This is a genomic window from Streptomyces sp. SDr-06, assembly GCF_003324565.1.
In the GTDB taxonomy this organism is placed as follows: domain Bacteria; phylum Actinomycetota; class Actinomycetes; order Streptomycetales; family Streptomycetaceae; genus Streptomyces.
Map to the genome: position 1 here is coordinate 26,037 of NZ_QOLA01000017.1, position 20,854 is coordinate 46,890.

At 72.5% G+C, this 20,854-nt stretch carries 18 protein-coding genes; 11 read left to right on the forward strand and 7 right to left on the reverse strand.

The window, feature by feature from the left end; translation table 11 throughout:
* Positions 1-101: 101 nt before the first annotated feature.
* The 4 genes from DT019_RS27920 to tatA form a co-directional block, all read right to left on the reverse strand.
* On the reverse strand, positions 102-884 hold the full coding sequence (locus DT019_RS27920) for an SURF1 family protein (protein WP_114039704.1): 783 nt from the start codon (positions 882-884) through the stop codon (positions 102-104).
* A gap of 522 nt (positions 885-1,406) precedes the next feature.
* Positions 1,407-3,173 (reverse strand): prolyl oligopeptidase family serine peptidase, encoded by a 1,767-nt coding sequence (locus DT019_RS27925; protein WP_411292745.1) that lies wholly within the window; start codon positions 3,171-3,173, stop codon positions 1,407-1,409.
* 17 nt (positions 3,174-3,190) lie between these two features.
* Positions 3,191-4,204 (reverse strand): threo-3-hydroxy-L-aspartate ammonia-lyase, encoded by a 1,014-nt coding sequence (locus DT019_RS27930; protein ID WP_114039706.1) that lies wholly within the window; start codon positions 4,202-4,204, stop codon positions 3,191-3,193.
* Between the two features lie 22 nt (positions 4,205-4,226).
* Positions 4,227-4,493, reverse strand: a complete 267-nt coding sequence (tatA, locus tag DT019_RS27935; RefSeq protein WP_114039707.1) for a Sec-independent protein translocase subunit TatA — start codon at positions 4,491-4,493, stop codon at positions 4,227-4,229.
* A 160-nt stretch (positions 4,494-4,653) separates the two neighbouring features.
* Here tatA and DT019_RS27940 point away from each other — a divergent pair, with 160 nt between their 5' ends.
* From DT019_RS27940 to DT019_RS27950, 3 genes are all read left to right on the forward strand, one after another.
* The gene (locus DT019_RS27940) at positions 4,654-6,165 is read left to right on the forward strand and encodes an LCP family protein (RefSeq protein WP_114039708.1); all 1,512 of its coding nucleotides are present in this window, start codon (positions 4,654-4,656) and stop codon (positions 6,163-6,165) included.
* A 145-nt stretch (positions 6,166-6,310) separates the two neighbouring features.
* The gene (locus DT019_RS27945) at positions 6,311-7,828 is read left to right on the forward strand and encodes an alkaline phosphatase (RefSeq protein ID WP_114039709.1); all 1,518 of its coding nucleotides are present in this window, start codon (positions 6,311-6,313) and stop codon (positions 7,826-7,828) included.
* Positions 7,829-7,926: 98 nt separating this feature from the next.
* Positions 7,927-8,433, forward strand: a complete 507-nt coding sequence (locus DT019_RS27950) for a hypothetical protein (RefSeq protein WP_114039710.1) — start codon at positions 7,927-7,929, stop codon at positions 8,431-8,433.
* A gap of 15 nt (positions 8,434-8,448) precedes the next feature.
* On the opposite strand, the gene DT019_RS27955 is transcribed toward DT019_RS27950, so the two are convergent.
* Complete coding sequence (locus DT019_RS27955) at positions 8,449-9,540, reverse strand: type III polyketide synthase (protein ID WP_114039711.1); 1,092 nt, start codon at positions 9,538-9,540, stop codon at positions 8,449-8,451.
* 29 nt (positions 9,541-9,569) lie between these two features.
* Positions 9,570-10,775 (reverse strand): cytochrome P450, encoded by a 1,206-nt coding sequence (locus tag DT019_RS27960; protein WP_223279801.1) that lies wholly within the window; start codon positions 10,773-10,775, stop codon positions 9,570-9,572.
* Between the two features lie 632 nt (positions 10,776-11,407).
* On the opposite strand from DT019_RS27960, the gene pcaH reads away from it, so the two are divergent.
* The 3 genes from pcaH (at position 11,408) to DT019_RS27980 (ending at position 13,434) form a co-directional block, all read left to right on the forward strand.
* Positions 11,408-12,148, forward strand: coding sequence for a protocatechuate 3,4-dioxygenase subunit beta (pcaH, locus tag DT019_RS27970; protein ID WP_114039712.1), 741 nt, complete (start codon positions 11,408-11,410; stop codon positions 12,146-12,148).
* The gene (locus DT019_RS27975) at positions 12,145-12,729 is read left to right on the forward strand and encodes a protocatechuate 3,4-dioxygenase subunit alpha (RefSeq protein WP_114039826.1); all 585 of its coding nucleotides are present in this window, start codon (positions 12,145-12,147) and stop codon (positions 12,727-12,729) included. The genes pcaH and DT019_RS27975 overlap by 4 nt, the downstream gene beginning before the upstream one ends.
* 162 nt (positions 12,730-12,891) lie before the next feature.
* Entirely contained in the window at positions 12,892-13,434 is a 543-nt protein-coding gene (locus DT019_RS27980) for a GNAT family N-acetyltransferase (protein WP_189389995.1), read from the forward strand.
* A 57-nt stretch (positions 13,435-13,491) separates the two neighbouring features.
* On the opposite strand, the gene DT019_RS27985 is transcribed toward DT019_RS27980, so the two are convergent.
* A complete protein-coding gene (locus tag DT019_RS27985) occupies positions 13,492-14,892 on the reverse strand; it encodes a PLP-dependent aminotransferase family protein (protein ID WP_114039714.1) in 1,401 nt (466 codons plus the stop codon).
* Between the two features lie 298 nt (positions 14,893-15,190).
* Here DT019_RS27985 and DT019_RS27990 point away from each other — a divergent pair, with 298 nt between their 5' ends.
* The 5 genes from DT019_RS27990 (at position 15,191) to DT019_RS28010 (ending at position 20,811) form a co-directional block, all read left to right on the forward strand.
* On the forward strand, positions 15,191-16,714 hold the full coding sequence (locus DT019_RS27990) for an anthranilate synthase component I family protein (RefSeq protein WP_223279802.1): 1,524 nt from the start codon (positions 15,191-15,193) through the stop codon (positions 16,712-16,714).
* The gene (locus DT019_RS27995; protein ID WP_114039716.1) at positions 16,711-17,295 is read left to right on the forward strand and encodes an anthranilate synthase component II; all 585 of its coding nucleotides are present in this window, start codon (positions 16,711-16,713) and stop codon (positions 17,293-17,295) included. Before DT019_RS27990 ends, DT019_RS27995 begins: the two co-directional genes overlap by 4 nt.
* A gap of 233 nt (positions 17,296-17,528) precedes the next feature.
* Complete coding sequence (locus DT019_RS28000) at positions 17,529-18,317, forward strand: B3/4 domain-containing protein (RefSeq protein ID WP_114039717.1); 789 nt, start codon at positions 17,529-17,531, stop codon at positions 18,315-18,317.
* 47 nt (positions 18,318-18,364) lie between these two features.
* Positions 18,365-19,579 carry an ATP-grasp domain-containing protein gene (locus DT019_RS28005; protein WP_114039718.1) on the forward strand — a complete coding sequence of 405 codons (1,215 nt, stop codon included), beginning with the start codon at positions 18,365-18,367 and terminating at the stop codon, positions 19,577-19,579.
* 2 nt (positions 19,580-19,581) lie between these two features.
* Entirely contained in the window at positions 19,582-20,811 is a 1,230-nt protein-coding gene (locus tag DT019_RS28010; protein WP_223279803.1) for an MFS transporter, read from the forward strand.
* The last annotated feature ends 43 nt before the right edge of the window (positions 20,812-20,854 follow it).

The window sequence follows — 20,854 nt, forward strand, 5'->3', positions numbered from 1 at the left end:
GGCAGCACGACGGCTCCTCGTTCGCGGAGGGGGAGGAGCACGAAGGGGGCCGCCGACAGCGGCCCCCTTCGCTCGTTTTCGCCTCTGTGGTGCGCTGTTCGCTACTTGAGGACAGGCGCCGCGGGCGCCTCGTCCGCGTCCGGGACGAGCCCGAGCTCGGCGTCCTCCAGGGCCTCCGCCTCGCGCCGCACCAGGCGGAACCACATGAAGACCACGAACCCGGCGAAGACGAACCACTCGCCGGTGTAGCCGAGGTTCTGGAACGCCTTCAGGTCGAGCCCGCTGTTCTGCGGGGCGCTGGCGGGCACGGCGGTCATCCCGGCGTCCGCGCGGGGCAGGGTCACCCAGGCGTCGTACACCTGGTACGGCACCAGGTTGACCAGGGCCGCCGCGCTGATCATGCCGACCTGGCCCCGGGGCAGTCCGCCCTGCGCGTGCACGCCGTCGGAGCCCGCGTTCTCCGAGGCCTGGAGCACCCCGGTGACGTCCACCTCACCGGCTGGCGGGGCCGGGGCCTCGGCGCCCTGCGGGATCCAGCCCCGCACGACGGGGAGCGCCTTGCCGCCGTCGGTGCGCAGCAGGGTCAGCACATAGCTGCCCGACTTGCCGTCGACCTGACGGCCGGGGACCAGGAACTGCTCGGCGTACCGTCCGTGGGCCGCGGCGGGGCGGCCGGAGGTGCGCTGGTCCACGGGGAGCAGCGAGGCGAGCGGCTCCGCCTTTTGCGTGGCGGGGTCGGGGGCCTTCGCGGCCGCGTCGTGGGACTGCACGCGGTCCTCGAAGCGGCCCAGCTGCCAGGAGCCCATGAAGACGCATACGGGGATGGCGAGCAGGACGAAGACGTGGATTCCCCACCAGCGGGGTGTGAGCAGGAACCGGTACACACCCCCACGGTACGGCCCCCCTTCCCCCCGGGCTCCCCCCGACCCCCTCCCGGCGCTCCGCCCCGGGCCCCTCCCGGGGCTCCGCCCCAGACCCCCCGCGGGCTCCGCCCCCGGGCCCCTCATGGGGCTCCGCCCCAGGTCCCCTTACGGGGCTACGCCCCAGAACCCGCGCGGGCTGCGCCCCCGGGCCCCGGCTTCTGTTCATCCGCGGACCGTGCGGGGCTGGTCGCGCAGTTCCCCGCGCCCCTGGCGGTACGGGTGCTGGCCAGCATGGGCATCTTCAGCCCGTCATGGGGGTCCCCCCTGGCCCTTAAGGCCTTGGGGGAGTTTGAGGACGAGCGCCGTTCAGGCGCGAACGGGGGCTGGGGCGGAGCCCCAGGGGCGCCTGCGGACCGTGGACGGCTGGTCGCGCAGTTCCTCGCGCCCCTGTAGGGGGCCCAGCATGGGCATCCTCAGCCCGTCCGGCGTTTGAGGACGAGCGGCCTCAAGGCGCGAACGGGGGCTGGGGCGGAGCCCCAGGGGTCAGGGGGTCAGGTGGCGGGCGGCGAAGTCGAGTTCGAGGCGGACCTGCTTGATGCGCTCCTCCACCACCAACGACCCGTGCCCCGCGTCATAGCGGTAGACCTCGTGCCGAGCCCCCCGCGCGGCGAGCCGGTCGACATAGTTCTCGACCTGCCGGATCGGGCAGCGCGGATCGTTGACCCCGGCCGAGATGTAGACCGGCGCCCGCACCGCGTCGACGTACGTCAGCGGGGACGACGCGCGGAACCGGTCCGGCACCTCCTCCGGCGTGCCCCCGAGCAGCGTCCGGTCCATCGCCTTCAGCGCCTCCATCTCGTCGTGGTACGCCGTGACGTAGTCCGCGACCGGCACCGCCGCGAGCCCCAGCGCCCACGCGTCCGGCTGGGTGCCGAGGCCGAGCAGGGTCAGGTAGCCGCCCCAGGAGCCGCCCGCCAGGACGAGCCGCTCGGGGTCGGCGAGGCCCGAGGCGACCGCCCAGTCGCGGACCGCCGCGATGTCCTCCAGCTCGATGAGCCCGACCCGGTGCTTGAGCGCGTCGGTCCACGCCCGCCCGTACCCCGTGGAGCCGCGGTAGTTGACCCGGATCACCGCGTACCCGTGGTCGACCCAGGCCGCCGGGCCGGAGGCGAAGGCGTCGCTGTCGTGCCAGGTCGGGCCGCCGTGGATCTCGAACAGGGTGGGGAAGGGGCCGTCCCCGGCGGGGCGCTGCACCAGGGCGTGGATGCGCCCGCCCGGACCCTCCACCCAGGCGTCCTCGACGGGCACGGAGGGCGGCGCCTTGAAGCCGGGCGGGTCGAGCACGACCTCGCCGGTCGTGGAGCGCACCTCGGAGGGGCTCTGGGCCGACGACCACAGGTACTCCACCGTGCCGTCCGGCCGGGCCGTCGCCCCGGACACCGAACCGGCCGGGGTGTCGATCTCGATCAGCGAGCGCGTGGCGAGGTCGAAGCGGAACAGGCCGCTGCGGGCCTCGAAGCTGTGCACGACGAGCAGCGCCGAGCCGTCCGGGTACCACTCGGCCGAGACGTCGCCCGGCAGGTCGAGCGCGAGGTCGCTCTCCTCGCCGGTGGCCACGTCCCAGATCATCGGCTCCCAGCGGCCGCGCCGCTGGTGGGCCACGAGCAGCCGGGAGTCACCCGCCAGCGGCGCGAAGCCGAGCACTTCGAGGCCGAGCTCCTCGGTGCCGCCCTTCGTGTCGTCGAGTTCGGCGACCGGCGTACCGTCCAGTCGCACCACGCGCACCGCCGAGTGCATCGCGTCGCCGTGCTCGGTGTGCTCGACGGCGATCAGGGTGCCGTCGTGCGAGAGGTCGCCCACGCCCGCCGACTCGCGGTGCCGGTAGATCTCGACGGGGGCGGAGCCGGGGCGCACGACGTGGATCGTGGAGCCCTCGTCGTCGGTGGAGCGGCCGACCACCGCCGTGCCGTCCCGGCCGAGCGCGAGGCCCGCCGGGTAGGACGGGGCGAGGCCGGGCACGGCCGGCTCGTCGGCGCCGCCCCTGAACGGCTGGCGCTGCCACACCCCGAACTCGTCGCCGTCGGTGTCGCAGAACCACCAGATCCACTCGCCGTCGGGCGTCAGCACCCCGTCCGTGGTGCCGTTGGGGCGGTCGGTGGCCCGCCGCTGCGACCCCGTGGCCCGGTCCCACGCGTACAGCTCGTACGTCCCGGTCGCGTTGGACACGAACAGCGAGCGGTCCGGGGCGTCCTCCGCCCAGTCGGGGAGCCCCACCCTGGGCGCCCTGAACCGCTTCTCCCACTCCGGCATCTCGTTCATGCCCCCCATCATGCGCCGAACCGCTCCGCCGGGGTGGACAGGCTTCCGGCTCGTTGGCCGTCAGGGGCCACCAGCTCCGCGAACCGCGCCACGTCCACGTTCCCGCCGCTGATGATCACGCCCACCCGCGCGCCCCGGTACCGCTCGGCCAAGTCGCGGGCGGCGGCCAGGCCCAGGCAGCCGGTCGGCTCGACGACGATCTTCATGCGGCTCGCGAACAGCCGCATGCAGTCGGTGAGTTGGGCGTCGGTGGCCGTGAGGACGTCGGTCACGTGGTCGCGGATCACGGGGAAGGTGTGGGCGCCCAGGTGCTGGGTCTGGGCGCCGTCGGCGATGGTCGCCGGGGTGTCGATGTGCACGATCCGGCCCGCGCGCAGCGACTGCCGCCCGTCGTCACCGGCCGCGGGCTCGACCCCGTACACCGCGCAGGACGGCGAGAGCGCGCCCGCCGCGAGCAGGGTGCCCGACAGGAGTCCGCCGCCGCCGAGCGGGACGAACAGCGCGTCCAGGGGGCCGGTGTCCTCGAAGAGCTCCTTGGCGGCGGTGCCCTGGCCCGCGATCACGTCGGGGTGGTCGTAGGGCGGGATCAGGGTGAGGCCGCGCTCCTTCGCCAACGCCGCGCCGATCTCCTCGCGGTCCTCGGTGTAGCGGTCGTAGGGGACGACCTCCGCGCCGTACCCCCGGGTCGCGGCGAGCTTGGCCGCCGGGGCGTCGTGGGGCATGACGATGGTGGCCGGGATGGAGAGCAGGGCGGCGGCGAGCGCGACGGCCTGGGCGTGGTTGCCGGACGAGTAGGCGACCACGCCCGCGCGGCGCTGCTCCGCGTCGAAGCGGGACAGCGCGTTGAAGGCACCGCGGAACTTGAAGGCCCCCATCCGCTGGAGGTTCTCGCACTTGAAGTGGAGGCTCAGGCCGAGTTCGGCGTCGGTGAGCCGTGACGTCAGGACCGGGGTGCGGTGGGCGTGCGGGGCGATCCGCTCATGGGCGCGGACCACGTCGGCGTACGTCGGCAGCTGTTCCATGCCTGCCGAGCGTACGGCCGCGTCACTGGGCCGGGCGCGGGGGCGCGTCCGTGGTGGTGTGGACCGTCTGGACCGGGGCCGGAGCCGGGGTGACCTGCGGGGCCGGGGCGGCGGCGGGGGCCGGCTCGGTGCCGTCCTCGCGCATCGCCTTGGTCTCGCTCTTGAGGATGCGCAGGGACTTGCCCAGCGCGCGTGCCGTGTCGGGCAGCTTCTTCGAGCCGAACAGCAGGATCAGTACTACGGCCACGATCAGCAGGTGCCAGGGCTCGAGCCCGTTGCGCAGGAACATCCCGCCGTCCTCCCTCGTTCGCGTCCTACAGTCGTTTTCTCAGAACGACTGGGGCTGATGACTCTCCATGAGACTTGCTACATTGCGCAACTGTACAACCAGAGTGTGCGACTCACCGTCTCCTCTACAGAAGAGGCGTGAATGAGGGATGAGGGGTCCGATGGCCGGCAGCCACAAAGCGGGAGCGGCAAGCAGGCGTGAGAGCGGCGGCGCCGCCACGCCACGGCGCCGCAACAGACGCAGCCGAGCCCGTCTCGTCGGCGTCACGGTGCTGTCGGTCCTGGTCCTGGCGCTGGCGGGCGGTGGCTGGATCTACTTCCAGCTGAACGGCAACATCAGGACCTTCGACGACGGCGGCGTCTCCGCCAACCGTCCCGCCGCCTCGACCAAGGGCTCGAACGTCCTGGTCATCGGCTCGGACACCCGCTCCGGGGACAACGCGCAGTACGGCCACGGCACGGGCGACATCGGCCGCTCGGACACCGCGTTCCTGATGCATGTGTACGCCGACCAGAAGCACGCCGTCGCGGTGTCCATACCGCGCGACTCCCTGGTCGACATACCCTCCTGCAAGCTGCCGAACGGGAGCTGGACCAAGGAGAAGCACGATGTGATGTTCAACTCGGCCTTCGAAGTAGGAGAAACGGTTCAGGGCAATCCGGCCTGCACCCAGAACACCGTCGAGAAGCTGACCGGGCTGCGCGTGGACCACACCGTGGTGGTGGACTTCGCGGGCTTCGCGAAGATGACCGAGGCGGTCGGCGGCGTCCAGGTCTGCGTCCCCAACGACGTCTACACCGGCGACCTCAACCCCAACCTGCACCACAAGGGCACCCTGCTCTTCTCCAAGGGCCCGCAGACGGTCTCCGGCCAGAAGGCCCTCGACTACGTGCGCATCCGGCACGGCATCGGCGACGGCTCGGACATAGGCCGCATCCAGCGCCAGCAGGCCTTCGTCGGCAGTCTGCTCAAAAAGGTGAAGAGCAACGGCCTCGATCCGACCAGCCTGCTGCCGCTCGCCAACGCCGCCACCAAGTCGATGACCGTCGACCCGGGCCTCGGCTCCCCGAACAAGCTGATCTCGTTCGCGATGGGCATGAAGGACATCGACCTGCACAACACCAAGTTCGTGACCCTGCCCTGGCGGTACGAGGGCGCGCGCGTCGCGGTGGTCAAGCCCGAGGCCGACGCCCTGTTCGCGGCGCTCCGGGCGGACCGCACGGTGGACGGCCAGAACGCCTCCGCGAAGGGGTCCGAGGCCTCGTCGAGCCCGTCCCCGTCCGCCGAGGCCCCCGCCTCCGGCAAGGGGATCAGCGTCGCCGTCTACAACGGCACCACCGGCAAGGGCCTGGCGAGCAAGGCCGCCGACGAGCTCAAGAGCGCGGGCTTCACGGTGACCGGCACCGCGACCGCCGCCACCCAGGATTACACGCACACCGTCGTCGAGTACGGAGCCGGTGACGAGGCCAAGGCCAAGACGCTGGCCACGCACTTCCCCGGAGCGCTGCTGCGCCAGGCGAAGGTGCCGGGCCTGAACGTGATCCTCGGCACCCAGTACAAGGCGGGCGGGGCGGACGCCGCGCCCAGCGCCCCCGCCGCGGTGCCGTCCTCCGTAGCGGACAAGGCCCGCTCGGCCGACGACAACATCTGCTCCAACCTCTCCTACGGGTGAGGGCGGCCCGGGCTCCCCGGGTAAGGGCCGAGCACAGAGCGGGCAAAGGGCAGGGGCGGGAAGGTTATGGGAAGAGTAAAGGCGTTCGCCTCGCGGCCGCCTGAACCTCCCGGTCCGTTCACATGCGACTCATAGCTTCACGGCCATGACACACAAGGCACTGAAGACGCTCGCGGTCCTCGCGGCGGCCTCCGCGGTCGCCGCGGGCCCGGCCGTCACCGCCAACTCCGCGCCCCAGCACGGCGGTCACGGCGGCCGCGAGATACGCAACGTCATCTACCTGCTCGGCGACGGCATGGGCCGCACCCACGTCACCGCGGGCCGCGAGCGCTACTACGGCGCCCAGGGCAAGCTGAACATGGAGCGCCTGCCCTACACCGGCGCCGTCGCCACGTACGCCGTCGAGAAGGGCGGCGACCAGCCCGCCCTGGTGACCGACTCGGCGAGCGCCGCCACCGCCTGGGCCTCGGGCGTCAAGACGTACAACGCCGCGATCGGCGTGGACAGCCGCGAGAAGAAGCGCGCCACGCTGATGGAGCAGGCCAAGGCGGCCGGCTTCGCCACCGGCAACGTCTCGACCGCCGAGATCACCGACGCCACGCCGGCCGCCCAGTTCAGCCACGCGCTGCTCCGCGGCTGCCAGGGGCCCACGTACTCGGACGCGGCCTGCCTGCCGAAGAACGCCGACGGCAGTTACGAGAAGGCGCCCGCCGACAAGACGCTGATCACCCCGATCGCCGAGCAGATCGCCCGCAACGGCACCGCCGACGTGGTCCTCGGCGGCGGCCTCGCCCGCTTCGAGCCGGACGACCAGAAGGCGCTCCAGGCGCAGGGCTACCAGGTGCTCGGCTCGTTCGGCGACCCGAAGCTGCCCGCGCAGACCGCCGCCACCCAGAAGGTCGCCACCAAGGCCGACCTCGACAAGGCGCGCGGCCGGAAGGTCGTCGGGCTGTTCAACCGGGGCAACCTGACCGTCGAGCAGGCGAAGGCCTCGCTGCCCGCGGGCGCCCCGCAGAAGCAGGAGCCGACGCTCGCCGAGATGGCAAAGAAGTCGATCGACCTGCTGGACGGCCGCTCCAAGAAGGGCTTCTTCCTCCAGATCGAGGGCGCCCAGATCGACAAGCGCTCGCACGCCAACGACGCCGCCCAGACGCTCGCCGAGGTCAAGGCGTTCGACGACGCGGTCAAGGCGGCCACCGACTTCGCGAAGAAGGACGGCCACACGCTGGTCGTCGTGACCGCCGACCACGAGTGCGCGGGCTTCAACATCATCGAGAAGGGCACCTACACCAACGCCGAGGCGGCGGCGCCCCCGGCGAACACGGACGCGGGCAACCCGGCCAACAACTCCCTCCCCTCGCGCGCCACTTCGGGCGCCAAGGACCCGGCCCGCTCGACCGGCATCGTGAACGGCACGGGCTCCGGCGACGCGAAGAACTTCGGCCCGGCCACCTTCCGCACCCCCGACGACCCCCGGGGCGTCAAGGACGGCAGCCCCGAGGCGAGCCTGTGGCTGACCTATCTGTCCGGCAACCACACCGGCGCGGACGTCCCGATCTTCGCCTACGGGCCGGGCGCGGACCGCTTCGCGGCCAGCCAGCTCAACACCGACCTGTACGGGAAGATGTACGGCTCGCTGTTCGGCCGCGCCCCGCGCGGCTGACCACCCCGCCCCGCCGTCGCGGGGCCGCTTCCGGGGCCCGGGCGCGCTGCCCCCGAGCCCCGTTCACCGCAGCACCCGCAGGAGCAGGAGCACCCATCATGCGACGCACCGCCCCGGCCGTCCTGGCCGTCCTCACCCTCGCCCTGGCCACCGCGTGCGGCGGCGGCACCGGCGAGCGCGACGAGGACTCCCCGAGCCCCGTCCCGCCGGTGAGCTTCGCCGCCCCGAAGCAGGCCGCCGCCCCGGCCGCGTACCAGAAGCTGGGCCGGGGCGAAGTCCGCCTGGAACAGGGCCCGTTCACCGACCGCGTGAAGGTGAGCGGCAGCGCGCTCGGCGCGGGCTCCGCCGTCACCGGGCACCTCGCCGTCACCTCGGACGTCAGCGAGCTCATCGCCCTGGAGCTGCGCGCCGCCTACTACGACGCGGACGGCAGGCTGCTCGGCACCGGGTCGTTCCAGTACGCGGAGGAGGGGCACGACGAGCACAAGGGCGGCCACACCCCGGCCGCCGAGGGGCCCGGCATCGACTTCAAGGTCGAGCCCGGCGCGCTGACCGGCACGCCGACCAGCGCGGTGCTCTCCATCCCCGTGCTGGTCAACGAGTAGCAGTCCGGCGGCGGTTCAGAGCCGGGCGGCCACCGCGCTGAGCTCGCGCTCGATGTCCGGCCCGGCGTTCCAGCTGCCCACGCCGATCTCCGCGGTGATGCCGGGTCCGAAGCCCGCGATCAGGCCGCGGGCGCCGTCCTCCATGCCGCCCTCGTCGAAGAGGCGGGCCAGCGCGTCGAAGACCACCGAGCTCGCGATGTTGCCGCGTTCGGTGAGGGTGCTGCGGCTGAACCGGAACATCTCCGGACCGAGGTCCAGGAAGTGGCACAGGTCGTCCAGGATGCGCGGACCGCCCGCGTGCACGATGTAGAAGTCGAGCGCCCCTACCTCCCAACTGTGCTGCGCCACCAGCGTTTTGAGGGCCGGGGCGAGCATCTCCATGGTGCCCGGGACCCGCTTGTCGAGCTGGAAGTGGAAGCCCGTCTCGCGCACCGCGTACGAGATCCAGTTCTCGGTGTCCGGCACCAGGTGCGAGCCGTTGCGCTCGATCCGCATGCCGGTGCCGCCCTCGCCGCGTACCACCGCGGCCGAAAGGGCGTCCCCGAACAGGCCGTTGGACAGCAGCGAGCCCACCCCGATGTCGGTGGGCTGGTAGAGCAGCGAGCAGAACTCGCACGACACGATCAGCACGTTGGAGCCCGGGTAGGCGGTGATGAAGTCGTGCGCGCGGTTGATCGCGGCGCCGCCCGCCGCGCAGCCGAGCTGGGCGATGGGCAGCTGGCGGGTGTCGGAGCGGAAGCCCATCGTGTTGATCAGCCAGGCGGTGAGCGAGGGCATCATGAAGCCCGTGCACGACACGTAGACGATCAGGTCGATGTCGGTGGCCTCGACCTCGGCGTGCGCGAGCGCCTCGCGCACCACCGCGGGCACCCGTCTCTTCGCCTCGGCCTCGTACACCCGGTTGCGGGCCTCGAACCCCGGGTGGGACAGGGTCACTTCGAGCGGCTGGACCAGGTGGCGGGTGAGGACGCCGGTGTTCTCGATGAGGCGCAGGACCAGATCGCGCTGCGGGTGCCCGCCGTGCATCTCGCGGGCGAGCGCCAGGGTCTGCTCCTGGGTGATGACATGGTCGGGAACGGCGACCGCCGGTCGGCACAAGGTGGCCATCTGACTGCCTTTCTACGATGGGGGGTTGGTCACCAGGCGACCGGAAGGCTCAGCGGGTGGCGCCAGATGGAGTGGGTGTTCCAGGGCACGTCGCCGGGGGCGGCGACCAGGCGCAGGTCCGGGAAGTGGGTCAGCAGGGAGGTGAACGCCACCTCCAGCTCCATCTGGGCGAGCGGGGCGCCGAGGCAGTGGTGCGCGCCCCAGCCGAACGTCATGTGCGGGACGGAGCCCCGGTCGAGGTCGACCTCGTGGGGGCGGTCGAACTTGCGGGAGTCCCGGTTGGCGGTGAGGTAGGAGACGTGGACGATGTCCCCGGCCCGGATGGTGACCCCGCTCAGCTCCACGTCCTCGGTGGCGACGCGGGGGATGCCGACGCCCTTGCGGAACGGGATGAAGCGGAGCAGTTCGTCGAGGACGGCGGGGAAGCGCTCGGGGTGCGCACGCAGGGCATCGAGGATGCCGGGCCTGGTCAGGAGCGTGTACGCGATGTTCCCGAGTTCGTAGGTCGTGGTGTCCTGGCCGGTGATGAGCAGGACCATCGCCATCACGGCGAGCTCCTGGTCGTCGAGGAGCTCGTCGCCGTCGCGGGCGGTGGCCAGGGTGGAGATGAGGTCGTCGCCCGGGTCGCGGCGGCGGGCAGCGGTGAGGTCGGTGAAGTAGGCGCGCAGCTCGGCCTTGGCCCGTACGGCCGCCTCCCGGCCCGCGGCGCCGATGTTCATCATGGTCAGCGCGTGGCTGCGCAGCCAGTCCCGCTCGCCGTCCGGGATCGCGAGGACCTCGCAGATCGTGACGAGCGGGAGCGGGGCGGCGACGTGCTCGACGAAGTCGGCGGGCGAACCGTGCGCGGCCATCGTGTCGAGCAGCTCGTCCACCACCCCCTGGGTGCGCTCCCGCATCCGGGCCACGTGCTTGGGCGCGAAGCTCTTGGCGACCAGGCTGCGCAGCCTGCTGCTGGCCGGCGGGTCCATGAGGTTGATCGACTCGGCCTGCACGATGGGCTCGGGGGTCATCCGCGGGAAGTCCCGCCCGATGACCGCGCTGCGGCTGAAGCGGCGGTCGGTGGTCACCGTCCGCACGTCCTCGTACCGGGTGACCAGCCAGGCCTCGCCCTCGCCGTACGCCATCCGGATCCGCGCGACCGGTTCCTCGGCCAGCATCCGCTGGAGCTGCGGGTCGAATTCGAGCGCATCCGCAAAGTCGAAAGGGCAGCTCCACACGGTGTCTGTGGTCTCCACGAGGCGTACTCCGGGGGGTCAGGGACAGACTGGGCAGCGGACTAGCCCTGTATCCCCGACCAGCGTCATGGGCATGTCCGCATTCCCCTGAATTAACCGATTAGAGGGAGAGCTCGGGGAGCCGGGATGACAAACGCGCGCCGGGTGACCCGTGCGCTGCGGTGACCCGCGGAACCGGTGTCACAGGCGTTCCGGGCACGGCGGAGGGGGCCGGACGGCACGGGCGGTGCGTCCCGGCGGCGCGGGTCCGGGGGGCGCGACCGCGGCGACCAGGCCCAGATGGTCCAGTGTGATCAGGGCGCGCCGGGCGGTGGCGCGGGCCGGGCCCGTGGACTCGGCGCCCAGGAAGGGGCGCGTTCGGCGGCCACCGTGTGAGCCTCGGCATCGGGCTGCCCCCTGGCCCCGGCCATCTACCCCCGGGGGTGGATGGGGTGCTCCACTCGGAGAGCGGCATCCTCGCGTCGGTGGACGGCCATCTCGCCAACTGGGCGGTTCCCGGCGCCTGATGAAGGGGGCGGGCGGCGCGATGGACCTGGTGCACGGGGTGCGCCGGGTGATCGTTCGCGCGAGTCGGGGGCGCCGGTTCACCTCCGTACGGAGATCGGGTCGGGAGAGGGAGAGGTGGCAGGGCGATGACGCTCACGCAGGAGGGCCTCGCGAAGGGCCAGGACGCCACGGGGGCGGAGGGGGTGCCCGCGCCGCGCCGCGTGGACGCGTACCGCAGCGGCGCGTTGCGGGTGCCGACGCGGGCGCCCCTGGCCCTGGGCGGCGACCCGGAGGCGGTCGAGCTGTACGGCCCGGTCTTCGGCGCCACCGAGGTCACGGCGCTCGACGCGGACCTGACCCGCCAGCACGCGGGCGACCCGCACGGCGAGCGCATCACCGTGTCCGGACGGGTCGTCGACCGCGCGGGCCGGCCGGTCGGGGGCCAGCTCGTCGAGATCTGGCAGGCGAACGCGTCGGGCCGCTACGTCCACCGACGCGACCGGCACGCGGCCCCGCTCGACCCGAACTTCACCGGGGTGGGCCGGTGTCTGACGGACACCGAGGGGAGGTACGCGTTCACCACGATCAGGCCGGGCGCCTACCCCTGGGGCAACCGCGAGAACGCGTGGCGCCCGGCGCACATCCACTTCTCGCTCTTCGGCCGGGCCTTCGCCCAGCGCCTGGTCACCCAGATGTACTTCCCGGGCGATCCGCTCCTCGCCCACGACCCGATCCTGCACATGATCACCGACCAGGCGACCCGCGACCGCCTGGTGGCGGCGTACGACCCCGAACTGTCCGTCGTGGAGTGGTCGTTGGGCTACCGCTGGGACATCGTGCTCGACGGCCCGGCCGCCACGCTGCCCGACCCGGAGGTGACCGCGTGACCCCCGCACCCCGGGACCTCGCCCCGACCCCGGCCCAGACCGTCGGCCCGTACTACGGACACGCCCTGCCCGTCCCCGGCGGCGGGGAGATCGCGCCCACCGGCCACCCGGAGGCGATCACGGTCCACGGGTGTGTGTACGACGGCCACGGCGAGCCGGTGCCGGACGCGCTCCTGGAGTTCTGGCAGGCCCGCCCCGACGGCTCACGCGCGGGCGCCCCCGGCTCCTGGCGCCGGGACCCGGCCACCGGTGGCCACCTCGGCCGCGACGGCATCGGCTTCACGGGCTTCGGCCGGGTGCCGACGGGAGCGGACGGCCACTGGTCGGTACGCACCCTGCCCCCGCCGCCGTCCGCGCCCTACCTCGCGGTGTGCCTGTTCGCACGCGGCCTCCCGCGCCACCTGTTCACCCGGGCCTACGTCGAAGGGCTGGTCGCGGACGGCGAGTTGAAGGCGCTCGCGGGGGAGCGGGGCGAGACGCTGCTGGCCCGGCGCGACAGCGGCCGGGAGGGGCTCTTCCGCTTCGACCTCCATCTCCAGGGCGAGAAGGAGACGGTCTTCCTCGACTTCGGCGCCGCGTGAATGGGGGCCGGAGGCCGCGTACGGGGACGTCGGTCCGCTCGCCCCGGTGAGCGCGGGGAGCCCGGCCGACGCGTCGGCGAGGGGCGGGAGCGAGGGCGTCCTCGATCGATCCCCTCCTCGCCCCCTGTTCCGAGAACCGCCGTGACCTGCCACGCTGTTGCGATGACAGAGGTGTTCTTGCGGCGGCTGTCCCGATGGCAGGCCGAGCAGCAGCGGGAATCCGTCGCGGATCTGTACGTAGCGGCGTACGAGGGTGTGCGGGGCGCGGAGCCGCTGGAGCGGGGGGAGTTCCTGCGCCGGTTCGCGCAGGACGTGCAGCGGCCGGGCTTCGACATGGTCATCGCGGGCGACCCGTTCCTGGTGGGCTGCGCCTACGGCTACCCGCCCGGGCGCGAGGGCGAGTGGTGGCACGGCTTCCGGGGCGCGGAGACCGACGGCGACGCGGAACTCGCCACCGCCGACCGGGTGTTCGCGCTCGCCGAACTGATGGTGCTGCCCTCGCGCCGGCGCACCGGCATCGCGACCCGCTTGCAGCAAAGGCTCCTGGAACGCCAGGAGGCCGACATCCTGACCGCTTTGATCACCCCCGACAACGCCCCGGCGGCAGCGGCGTACAGGTCCTGGGGCTGGACCAGAACCCCCCGCCCGGCCACCCCCACGTCCACCCCGCCCCTGGACGCATGGAGCCGCCGACACCCGGGGTGACCGATCACCGATGCGTACGGGCCGGCCCGCCGGCCCGCCGGGACGGCGGTGGCGGGGTCAGCCGCCCACCTCGCGGTATGCCTCGCCCAGCGCCAGCATGCTCTGGGTCAGGCCCGAGCACGGGACCGTGGCGTAGCTCAGGACCAGGGCGGGTGGGCGGGTCGGGTCGGACAGGGTGTAGAAGGCGCCGCCCCGGGTGAGGACCGAGCGCTGGCGGGCGGCGCGCACCAGCAGCTGCTCGGGTATGTGGGGCGGGAGTTGGACGTAGGCCTGGAGGCCGCTGTCGCCTCCGGTGAGGCGCGCGCCGGGCAGGCACGCCTCCAGCTGGCGGCGGACGGTCTGGCGGCGCCGGTGCAGTTCCGTACGCAGCTGGCGCTGGTGGCGGTCGAGGGCGCCGGTGTCGATGAAGCGGGCGAAGGCGAGCTGCTCCAGGCCCGAGCAGCCGATGTCCCAGCCCGCGCGGACGTACTCGACGGAGGCCATCAGCTCCGAGGGCGCCGCGAGCCAGCCCAGGCGCAGCGCGGGGGCGAGTGTCTTGCTGGCGCTGCCCGCGTACACGACCCGGTCGGGCGCGAGGCTCTGGAGGGCCGGGAGCCGGTCCGAGCGGTGCAGGAAGGCGTTGTCGAAGTCGTCCTCGATGACGTAGCCGCCGACCTCGCGGGCCCAGGCGATGAGCCGCTCGCGGCGCGGCACGCTGAGCCGGACCCCGGTGGGGAACTGGTTGGCGGGGGTGAGCAGCACGGCGCGTACACCGCTCTGCTCCAGGAGGTCCACGCGCATCCCGTCCTCGTCGACGGGGATGCCGATCACCTTCAGGCCCGAGCTGGTGACGAACTCGCGCTCACCGGGGTGTCCCGGGTCCTCGACCGCGAGCCGGGTGTGCCCGCGGTCGAGCAGCACCCGGCAGATCAGGGCGAGCCCCTGGGCGAAGCCCGCGGTGACCATCAGGTCCTCCGGGCGGCTGCGCACGCCGCGCACCCGGCCGAGGTAGCCGGTCAGCACCCGCCGGGTCTGGGAGACCCCGGCCGGCGGGGAGTAGCCGAGCTCCTGGTGGCCCGCGTCGGCCACGACCGCGCTCATGCAGCGGATCCACTCCTGGCGGGGGAAGTCCACCACGTTGGACGTGCCGGTGCGCAGGTCCCACATCGCCTCGGGCGCGGACTCCGGGTCCGGCGGCACGAGGGTGGAGGCGGTGTGCGGGGCTCCGGCCCGCTCCGAGACCGTCGTGCCCGACCCGTGCCGCGTCTGCAAATAGCCCTCCGCCGAGAGCTGCTCATACGCCTCCACCACGACGCTGCGGGAAACCCCGATATCAAGGGCGAGTTGGCGGCTCGACGGGATCCGCGTGCCCGGCCATAAAGTTCCGTCCTCAATTAGTTTGCGCAGCGAATTGCGGATCTGAACGGCCAGCGGGAGGCGTGATTCGCGGTCCAGGGCGACGTCGAGCTGCAACGACAAAGTGGTCTCCTCTCGGAAGGCCGAAGTGGTATGGCTGACCCAGTGCCCCTTTTGATGAAGTCCTCACGAACACACATTCGTCGCCGGGGGGAAATCGCCGGGTGGGTGGCACGGGGGGGGGGGTCCGGACAGAGCGGTCCGGACCGCTGTGACGTGCGGAGCCGGGTCTTCGGTGCACCGCTGACGTGCTTGCTCATTCCCGAAGCCCCTACGGTCCGGTCGGATCAGGAAGGCTTTCGACGTGCCCTTGTTGTCGGACCCATCAGAAGTGCTGGAACTGCCAGCTTACGATGACGAATTGAGCCGCACACAAGTGGCCGCCACCATTCCGGTCCGGGTCGTTTCCGAGGAACTCCCGCAGGTCGACGCCCTGGGCCTGTACGAAGCCCTGGCCCGCACGCGGCAGGACGGCGATGTCTATCTTTTCGAAAGCCTCGACGGCCCCGACCAGGACCGGCACTACGCCGCCGTCGGCTACGGCCGCCTCGCCGAACTGCGCGTTCACGCCGACCGGCTGGAACTCGTCGCCGCCGGACTCCTGGGCGACCGGCTTGCCCACGCCCTCTCGTCGGCCGTGGGGGAGCCGGGCACGGTTGCGGACGCGACGGGCCGCGTGCGGCAGTGGGTCGTGGCCGACCCGGGCACCGTCTGGCGCGTCCTGCGGTCCGTCCAGGCCCTGTTCGCGGTCGACACCGCCCTGCCCACCGGCACCTTCGCCTTCGGCTTCCTCACCACGCTGTCCTACGAGGCGGCCTGGGCGATGGAGGAACTCCCCTCGGGCCAGGCCGAGTCGGGGCTGCCGCGCTGCACGCTCACCCTGTTCAGGGACACCGTCTGGTACGACCTGAAGCGCGGCGGCGTCCACCACCTGGCCGCCTCCGGGCCCCAGCTCCCCGACGACGCGGGCCAGGAACCGCTGCGCTCCGTCGTCGACGCCGTCCGCGCCCGGGGTGCGCACGACGACCTCGTACCGGAGGCCCCCGTCGCGATCTCCGTACGGGACACCGTCGACGAGGCCACGTTCATCGAGCGCGCCGAACGGTGCCTGCACCACATCGGCATCGGCGACAGCTACCAGATCCAGATCGGCCACCGCATCGACGTCGAGACCGAGTTGACGCCCCTCCAGGTCTACCGGCGGCTGCGGCACCGCAACCCGTCCCCCTACATGTACCTCGTCCCCTGGGCGGACCGCACCGTCATCGGCGCCAGCCCCGAGCTGTTCATACGGGTCGAGGACGACGCCATCTCCATGCGGCCCATCGCCGGGACCGCCCGCCGCGCCGCCGACCCGGCCGAGGACGCCCGCCGGGTGGCCGAGCTGCGCGACAGCGCCAAGGAACAGGCCGAGCACATCATGCTGGTCGACCTGTGCCGCAACGACATCGGCCGGGTCTGCGAGCCCGGCACCCTCTCCGTCGACACGATGATGGAGGTCGAGCCCTTCGCGTACGTCCACCACCTGGTCTCCACCGTGTCCGGCAAGGTCAGGAGCGGTACGGACGTGTGGGCGGCGATCTGCGCGACCTTTCCCGCCGGCACCATGACCGGCGCGCCGAAGCTGCGTGCCATGGAGATCATCAACGACCTGGAGGACCAGCCGCGCGGCATCTACGCCGGGGCGCTCGGCCTGGTCGACGTCCGGGGGTTCGCGGTGCTCGCGCTGTGCATCCGCACCGCCGTCCACGACGGCGCCCGCTACAGCACCCAGGCGTCGGCGGGCCTCGTCGCCGACTCCGAGCCCGCCGCCGAATGGCGCGAGACCCTGGCCAAGATGAGCGCCACGTACTGGGCGCTGACCGGCGAGGAGCTCCAGAAGTGAAGGTCCTCCTCGTCGACGCGTACGACAGCTTCAGCCACATCATCGACCAGTACCTGCTCAGCCTCGGCGCCGAGACAGACGTGGTGCGCTCGCGCACCCGCACGGTGGCCCAGCTGCTCGCCTCGGCGCCGGACGCCGTGGTCCTCGGCCCCGGGCCCGGCCACCCGGCGGACTCCGGACACGTGGAACTCGTGCACGCCTTCGCCGGGCGGGTGCCGCTGCTCGGCGTGTGCCTCGGACACCAGGCGATCGGGCTCGCGTACGGGGCGCGGATCGCCGTCGCCCAGCGTCTGATGCACGGCAAGACCAGCCCCGTCGACCACGACGGGCAGGGGGTGTTCGCGGGCGCCGCGCAGCCCCTGACGGTCACCCGCTACCACTCGCTGATCGTCACCGACCCCCCGGCCGAACTGACCGTGACGGCGACCTCGGGGGACGACGGCTACGTCATGGGAGTACGCCACCGAACCCTCGCCGTGGAGGGGGTGCAGTTCCACCCGGAGAGCGTGATGACCCAGGACGGCACACGCCTCTTCGCCAACTTCCTGGAGTCGGCGCAAGCCCCGGTCGTGGTCGGCTGAGGCGAGCGGGCGGGCGGGCGGGCCCGGTCCGGCAGCGGAGCCACCGCACCGGCTCGGTCCGGCCGTGGCGCCCCCGCACATGCGGCCATCCCACATGACCCCGCAAGTGGACTTCTGGAATTGCCGGGAATTGGCCACAGCCGGACCCCCGCCCGCTCCCTACTGTCGGACCGTCATCAGCGGTCCGCCTGGCACCAGCCAGGGAATCGACGGAATCGAAGGAACCCACGTTCATGGAGACCCCCCTCAGCAGCACCGGCAGCACCGGCAGCGTCACGGCTCTGACCGTCACGATCGACGCGCGGCTCTCCGAGCGGGTGCCCGGATATGTGCTCGGTCTGATCGCGGTGCCGGACGTCGACGTCGTCCGGGAGTCCGGTCTCGTGGCCCAGTGGCTCACCGCCGCCGAGGACGCGCTGCACGAGGCCGGTCTCAGCAAGGCCGACGTCTCCGCGCTGCCCCCGATCGCCGCCTGGCGGGACGCCTACCGCACGGTCGACGTCAACCCGAACAAGTTCCCCTGCGCCGCCGAGTCGGTCCTGCGCCGGGTCGCCAAGGGCGACCGGCTGCCCCGGATCAACGCCCTCGTCGACCTCTGCAACGCGGTCTCCCTGGACAGCCGCCTGCCCGTCGCGTCCTGCGATGTGGGCGACATCCAGGGCGAGTTGGAGGTGCGGCTCGCGCACGGGAACGAGGTCTTCGCGCCGCTGGGCGCGCCCGACGCCACCGAGAACCCCGACCCCGGCGAGGTCGTCTACGCCGACGGCCGGGGCCGTGCCCACTCGCGGCGCTGGAACTGGCGCCAGGGCGACGTGGTCAGGACCGACGTCGGCCGGCGCAGGCTGCTGCTCACCGTGGAGTCCGCGCACGAGGGCGGCCGGGCCGTCGTCGAGGAGGCCCTCGACCGGCTGGTGTCGGCGCTGACCGAGCTGGGCGCCGAGCCCGGACGGCCGCTGGTCCTCGACCGGTCCACCCCGGCCGGGGACCTGTTCACCGCCGCCTCGCCCGCGAGCGTCCGCTGATGGCGCATCCCACTCCGCTGGACCCGGACTCGCCTGAGGAGCACCGCATGAACCCCTCGATCCTGGTGGTCTACCGCCCCGCCGCGGGGCGCTACACCGCCCAGTTCCGCAGTGTCGTCGCGGCCGCCGCCGAACTCGGCCGGGCCACCGTGGTGCTGCTGCCCACCGGCTGGGAGGCGCCCGAGGCCGACGGGCTGCCCCAGTACCACGCCGACCTGGACGACACGGCGGCCGTGCGCGCGGCCGTCGACACCATCGTCGCCGAGCACCGCATCGAGCGGATCTTCCCGCTGTTCGAGGGCGACGTCCTGCCCGCGAGCCGCGCCCGCCGGGACCACGCGATCCCCGGCCTGACGCCCGACCAGGCCCTCAACTTCCGCGACAAGAACGTGATGCACCGCAGGGCCGAGGAGCTCGGCGTGCGGGTGGCCCGCTCCTGCCGCCCCGACACCGTCACGACGGTCGCGGAATTCGCCGACGAGGTCGGCTACCCGGTCGTCATCAAGCCGTACGCGGGCTGGGCGTGCGGCAACACCTACCGCGTCGACGGCCGGGCCGAACTCGACCGGGTCTGGGCGGAGATGGGGGACGACCGCCATGAGTACCGGGTCGAGGAGTTCATCCGCGGCACCGAGTTCCACGTCGACTCGCTCTTCCAGCGCGGCGAGGCCGTCTTCGAGCAGCTCTCCCAGTACACGTACTCCGTCCTCGACTACCGCGACGAGCCCGGCGGCACCATCTCCCGCAAGCACGACCTCACGCCGAGGGAGCGGCGCATCCTGGAGCTGAACACCGTGGTGCTGCGCGGCTTCGGCCTGAGCACCGGCGTCGTGCACGCCGAGTTCTTCCTCCTGGACGACGGCGAGATCGTCTTCGGCGAGGCGGGTGCGCGGGCCGGTGGCGGTTCGATCGTGCCCGCCATCGAGGCCGGGCGCGGCATCAACCTGGCGGGCGAGTGGTGCCGTCTCGAACTCGACCCCGACCACCGCCCCGCGGCCCGGCTCGGCCCGGAGATCGGCACCGAGTACCTGTCGTCCGGCGAGTACGGGCGGATCACCGCCATCACCTCGGCGGCCGAACTGACCGCCCTGGACGGCGTGGTGGACGCGGACGTGTGGAAGCGCGTCGGCGACGTGCTCGCCCCGCCGACCGCCTCCAACGACGTGCTCGGCTGGTACGTGTGCGAGGGCGCCGACTTCGAGGACGTGAAGGCCCGCTTCAAGACGGTGCGCGACAGCTTCCGCGTAGAGACCGGGGCGTAGCCATGGTGTGGATCGCGCGGTTCAAGGAACTCCCGCTCGCCTTACGGGTGTTGTTCCTCGCCTCCTTCGTCAACCGCGCCGGGATGTTCGTCTTCCCGCTGCTCGCCGTCTACCTGGTGCGCGGCAAGGACCTCAGCCCCGGCGAGGCGGGCCTGCTCATCTCCGTCGGCAGCACGGGCCTCCTGGCCGGCAGCCTGCTGAGCGGCCCGCTGTGCGACCTGAAGGGCAGGCGCACGGCGCTCCTGAGCGCGCTGATCCTCAACGCCGCCGGCTACCTCGGTCTCGCGCTACTCGACGGCGCGCCCTGGACCTACGCGGCGCTCCTGTTCGTCGCCCTGGTCGGGATGGGCATGTTCAGCCCGGCGTCCAACACACTGGTCGCCGATCTGACCACCCCCGAGCAGCGCCCGTTCGCGTACACGATCAGCTACGTCGGCAACAACCTGGGCATGGGCGTGGGCCCGCTGCTCGGCGGGGTCGCGGCCGCGTACTCCTACCACGTCATGTTCGCCGGGAACATCCTGGCGGGCCTGCTGTGCGCAGCGATGATCACGCTCTGGGTGCCGCGCGACCGCAGGGGGGCGGGCGCCAAGTCCCGTACGAAAGAGGCTCGTTCGGGTCCGCTCGGGCACGGTCATGTGTTGCTGATCGTGCTGGTCTCGTTCTTCTACGTCGTGCCGCTCATCGGCCTCGAATACGCGCTGCCGCTGGCGGTCACCACGGTGCTGCACGACTCGGCCGGTCTGGTCGGGGCCGTGTACACGATCAACAGCGTCGTCGTGGTGAGCCTCGGACTGCTCATGGAGAAGCACATGCGCGGGCGGGGCACCAAGGCGCTGCTCCTGGTCGCGGGGGCGCTGTGGACGCTCGGACTCTCGGTGATCGTCTTCGGCTTCTCGCTGCCCGCGCTGCTCCTGTCCACCGTGGTGTGGACGCTCGGCGAGATCATCGTGTCCGTCGTCGTGCCCACCTATGTCGCCGACCACGTGGACGAGGGCCGGGTCGGCAGCTTCATGGCGCTCAACGGTTTCGTCCTGGGCCTGGCCCGGCTCGTCGTGCCGGTCGGCCTGGGCGTCCTGTGGACGGCCGACGGCTACCGCCCCGTCTTCGTGACGCTCCTGATCGCCCCGCTCGTGGGCATGGCCGCGTTCGCGCTGCTGCGGATCAGGCCCTCCACCACCGCCCCCGCCGCCCCCGCGCCGGAGCCCGACGCGGCCCCGGCCGGCGCCTAGACCTCCCGCACGCTCCACCGCTCCGCACCGGTTCCACTTCACT

Excerpts from the sequence above, each read along its gene's own strand:
- DT019_RS27940 (WP_114039708.1), top strand. The coding sequence starts at position 4,654 with ATGGCCGGCAGCCACAAAGCGGGAGCGGCAAGCAGGCGTGAGAGCGGC.
- DT019_RS27945 (WP_114039709.1), top strand. The coding sequence starts at position 6,311 with ATGACACACAAGGCACTGAAGACGCTCGCGGTCCTCGCGGCGGCCTCC.
- DT019_RS27930 (WP_114039706.1), bottom strand. The coding sequence starts at position 4,204 with ATGGAACAGCTGCCGACGTACGCCGACGTGGTCCGCGCCCATGAGCGG.
- DT019_RS27980 (WP_189389995.1), top strand. The coding sequence starts at position 12,892 with ATGACAGAGGTGTTCTTGCGGCGGCTGTCCCGATGGCAGGCCGAGCAG.
- DT019_RS28005 (WP_114039718.1), top strand. The coding sequence starts at position 18,365 with ATGAACCCCTCGATCCTGGTGGTCTACCGCCCCGCCGCGGGGCGCTAC.
- pcaH (WP_114039712.1), top strand. The coding sequence starts at position 11,408 with ATGACGCTCACGCAGGAGGGCCTCGCGAAGGGCCAGGACGCCACGGGG.
- DT019_RS28010 (WP_223279803.1), top strand. The coding sequence starts at position 19,582 with ATGGTGTGGATCGCGCGGTTCAAGGAACTCCCGCTCGCCTTACGGGTG.
- DT019_RS27955 (WP_114039711.1), bottom strand. The coding sequence starts at position 9,540 with ATGGCCACCTTGTGCCGACCGGCGGTCGCCGTTCCCGACCATGTCATC.
- tatA (WP_114039707.1), bottom strand. The coding sequence starts at position 4,493 with ATGTTCCTGCGCAACGGGCTCGAGCCCTGGCACCTGCTGATCGTGGCC.
- DT019_RS27925 (WP_411292745.1), bottom strand. The coding sequence starts at position 3,173 with ATGCCGGAGTGGGAGAAGCGGTTCAGGGCGCCCAGGGTGGGGCTCCCC.
- DT019_RS27950 (WP_114039710.1), top strand. The coding sequence starts at position 7,927 with ATGCGACGCACCGCCCCGGCCGTCCTGGCCGTCCTCACCCTCGCCCTG.
- DT019_RS28000 (WP_114039717.1), top strand. The coding sequence starts at position 17,529 with ATGGAGACCCCCCTCAGCAGCACCGGCAGCACCGGCAGCGTCACGGCT.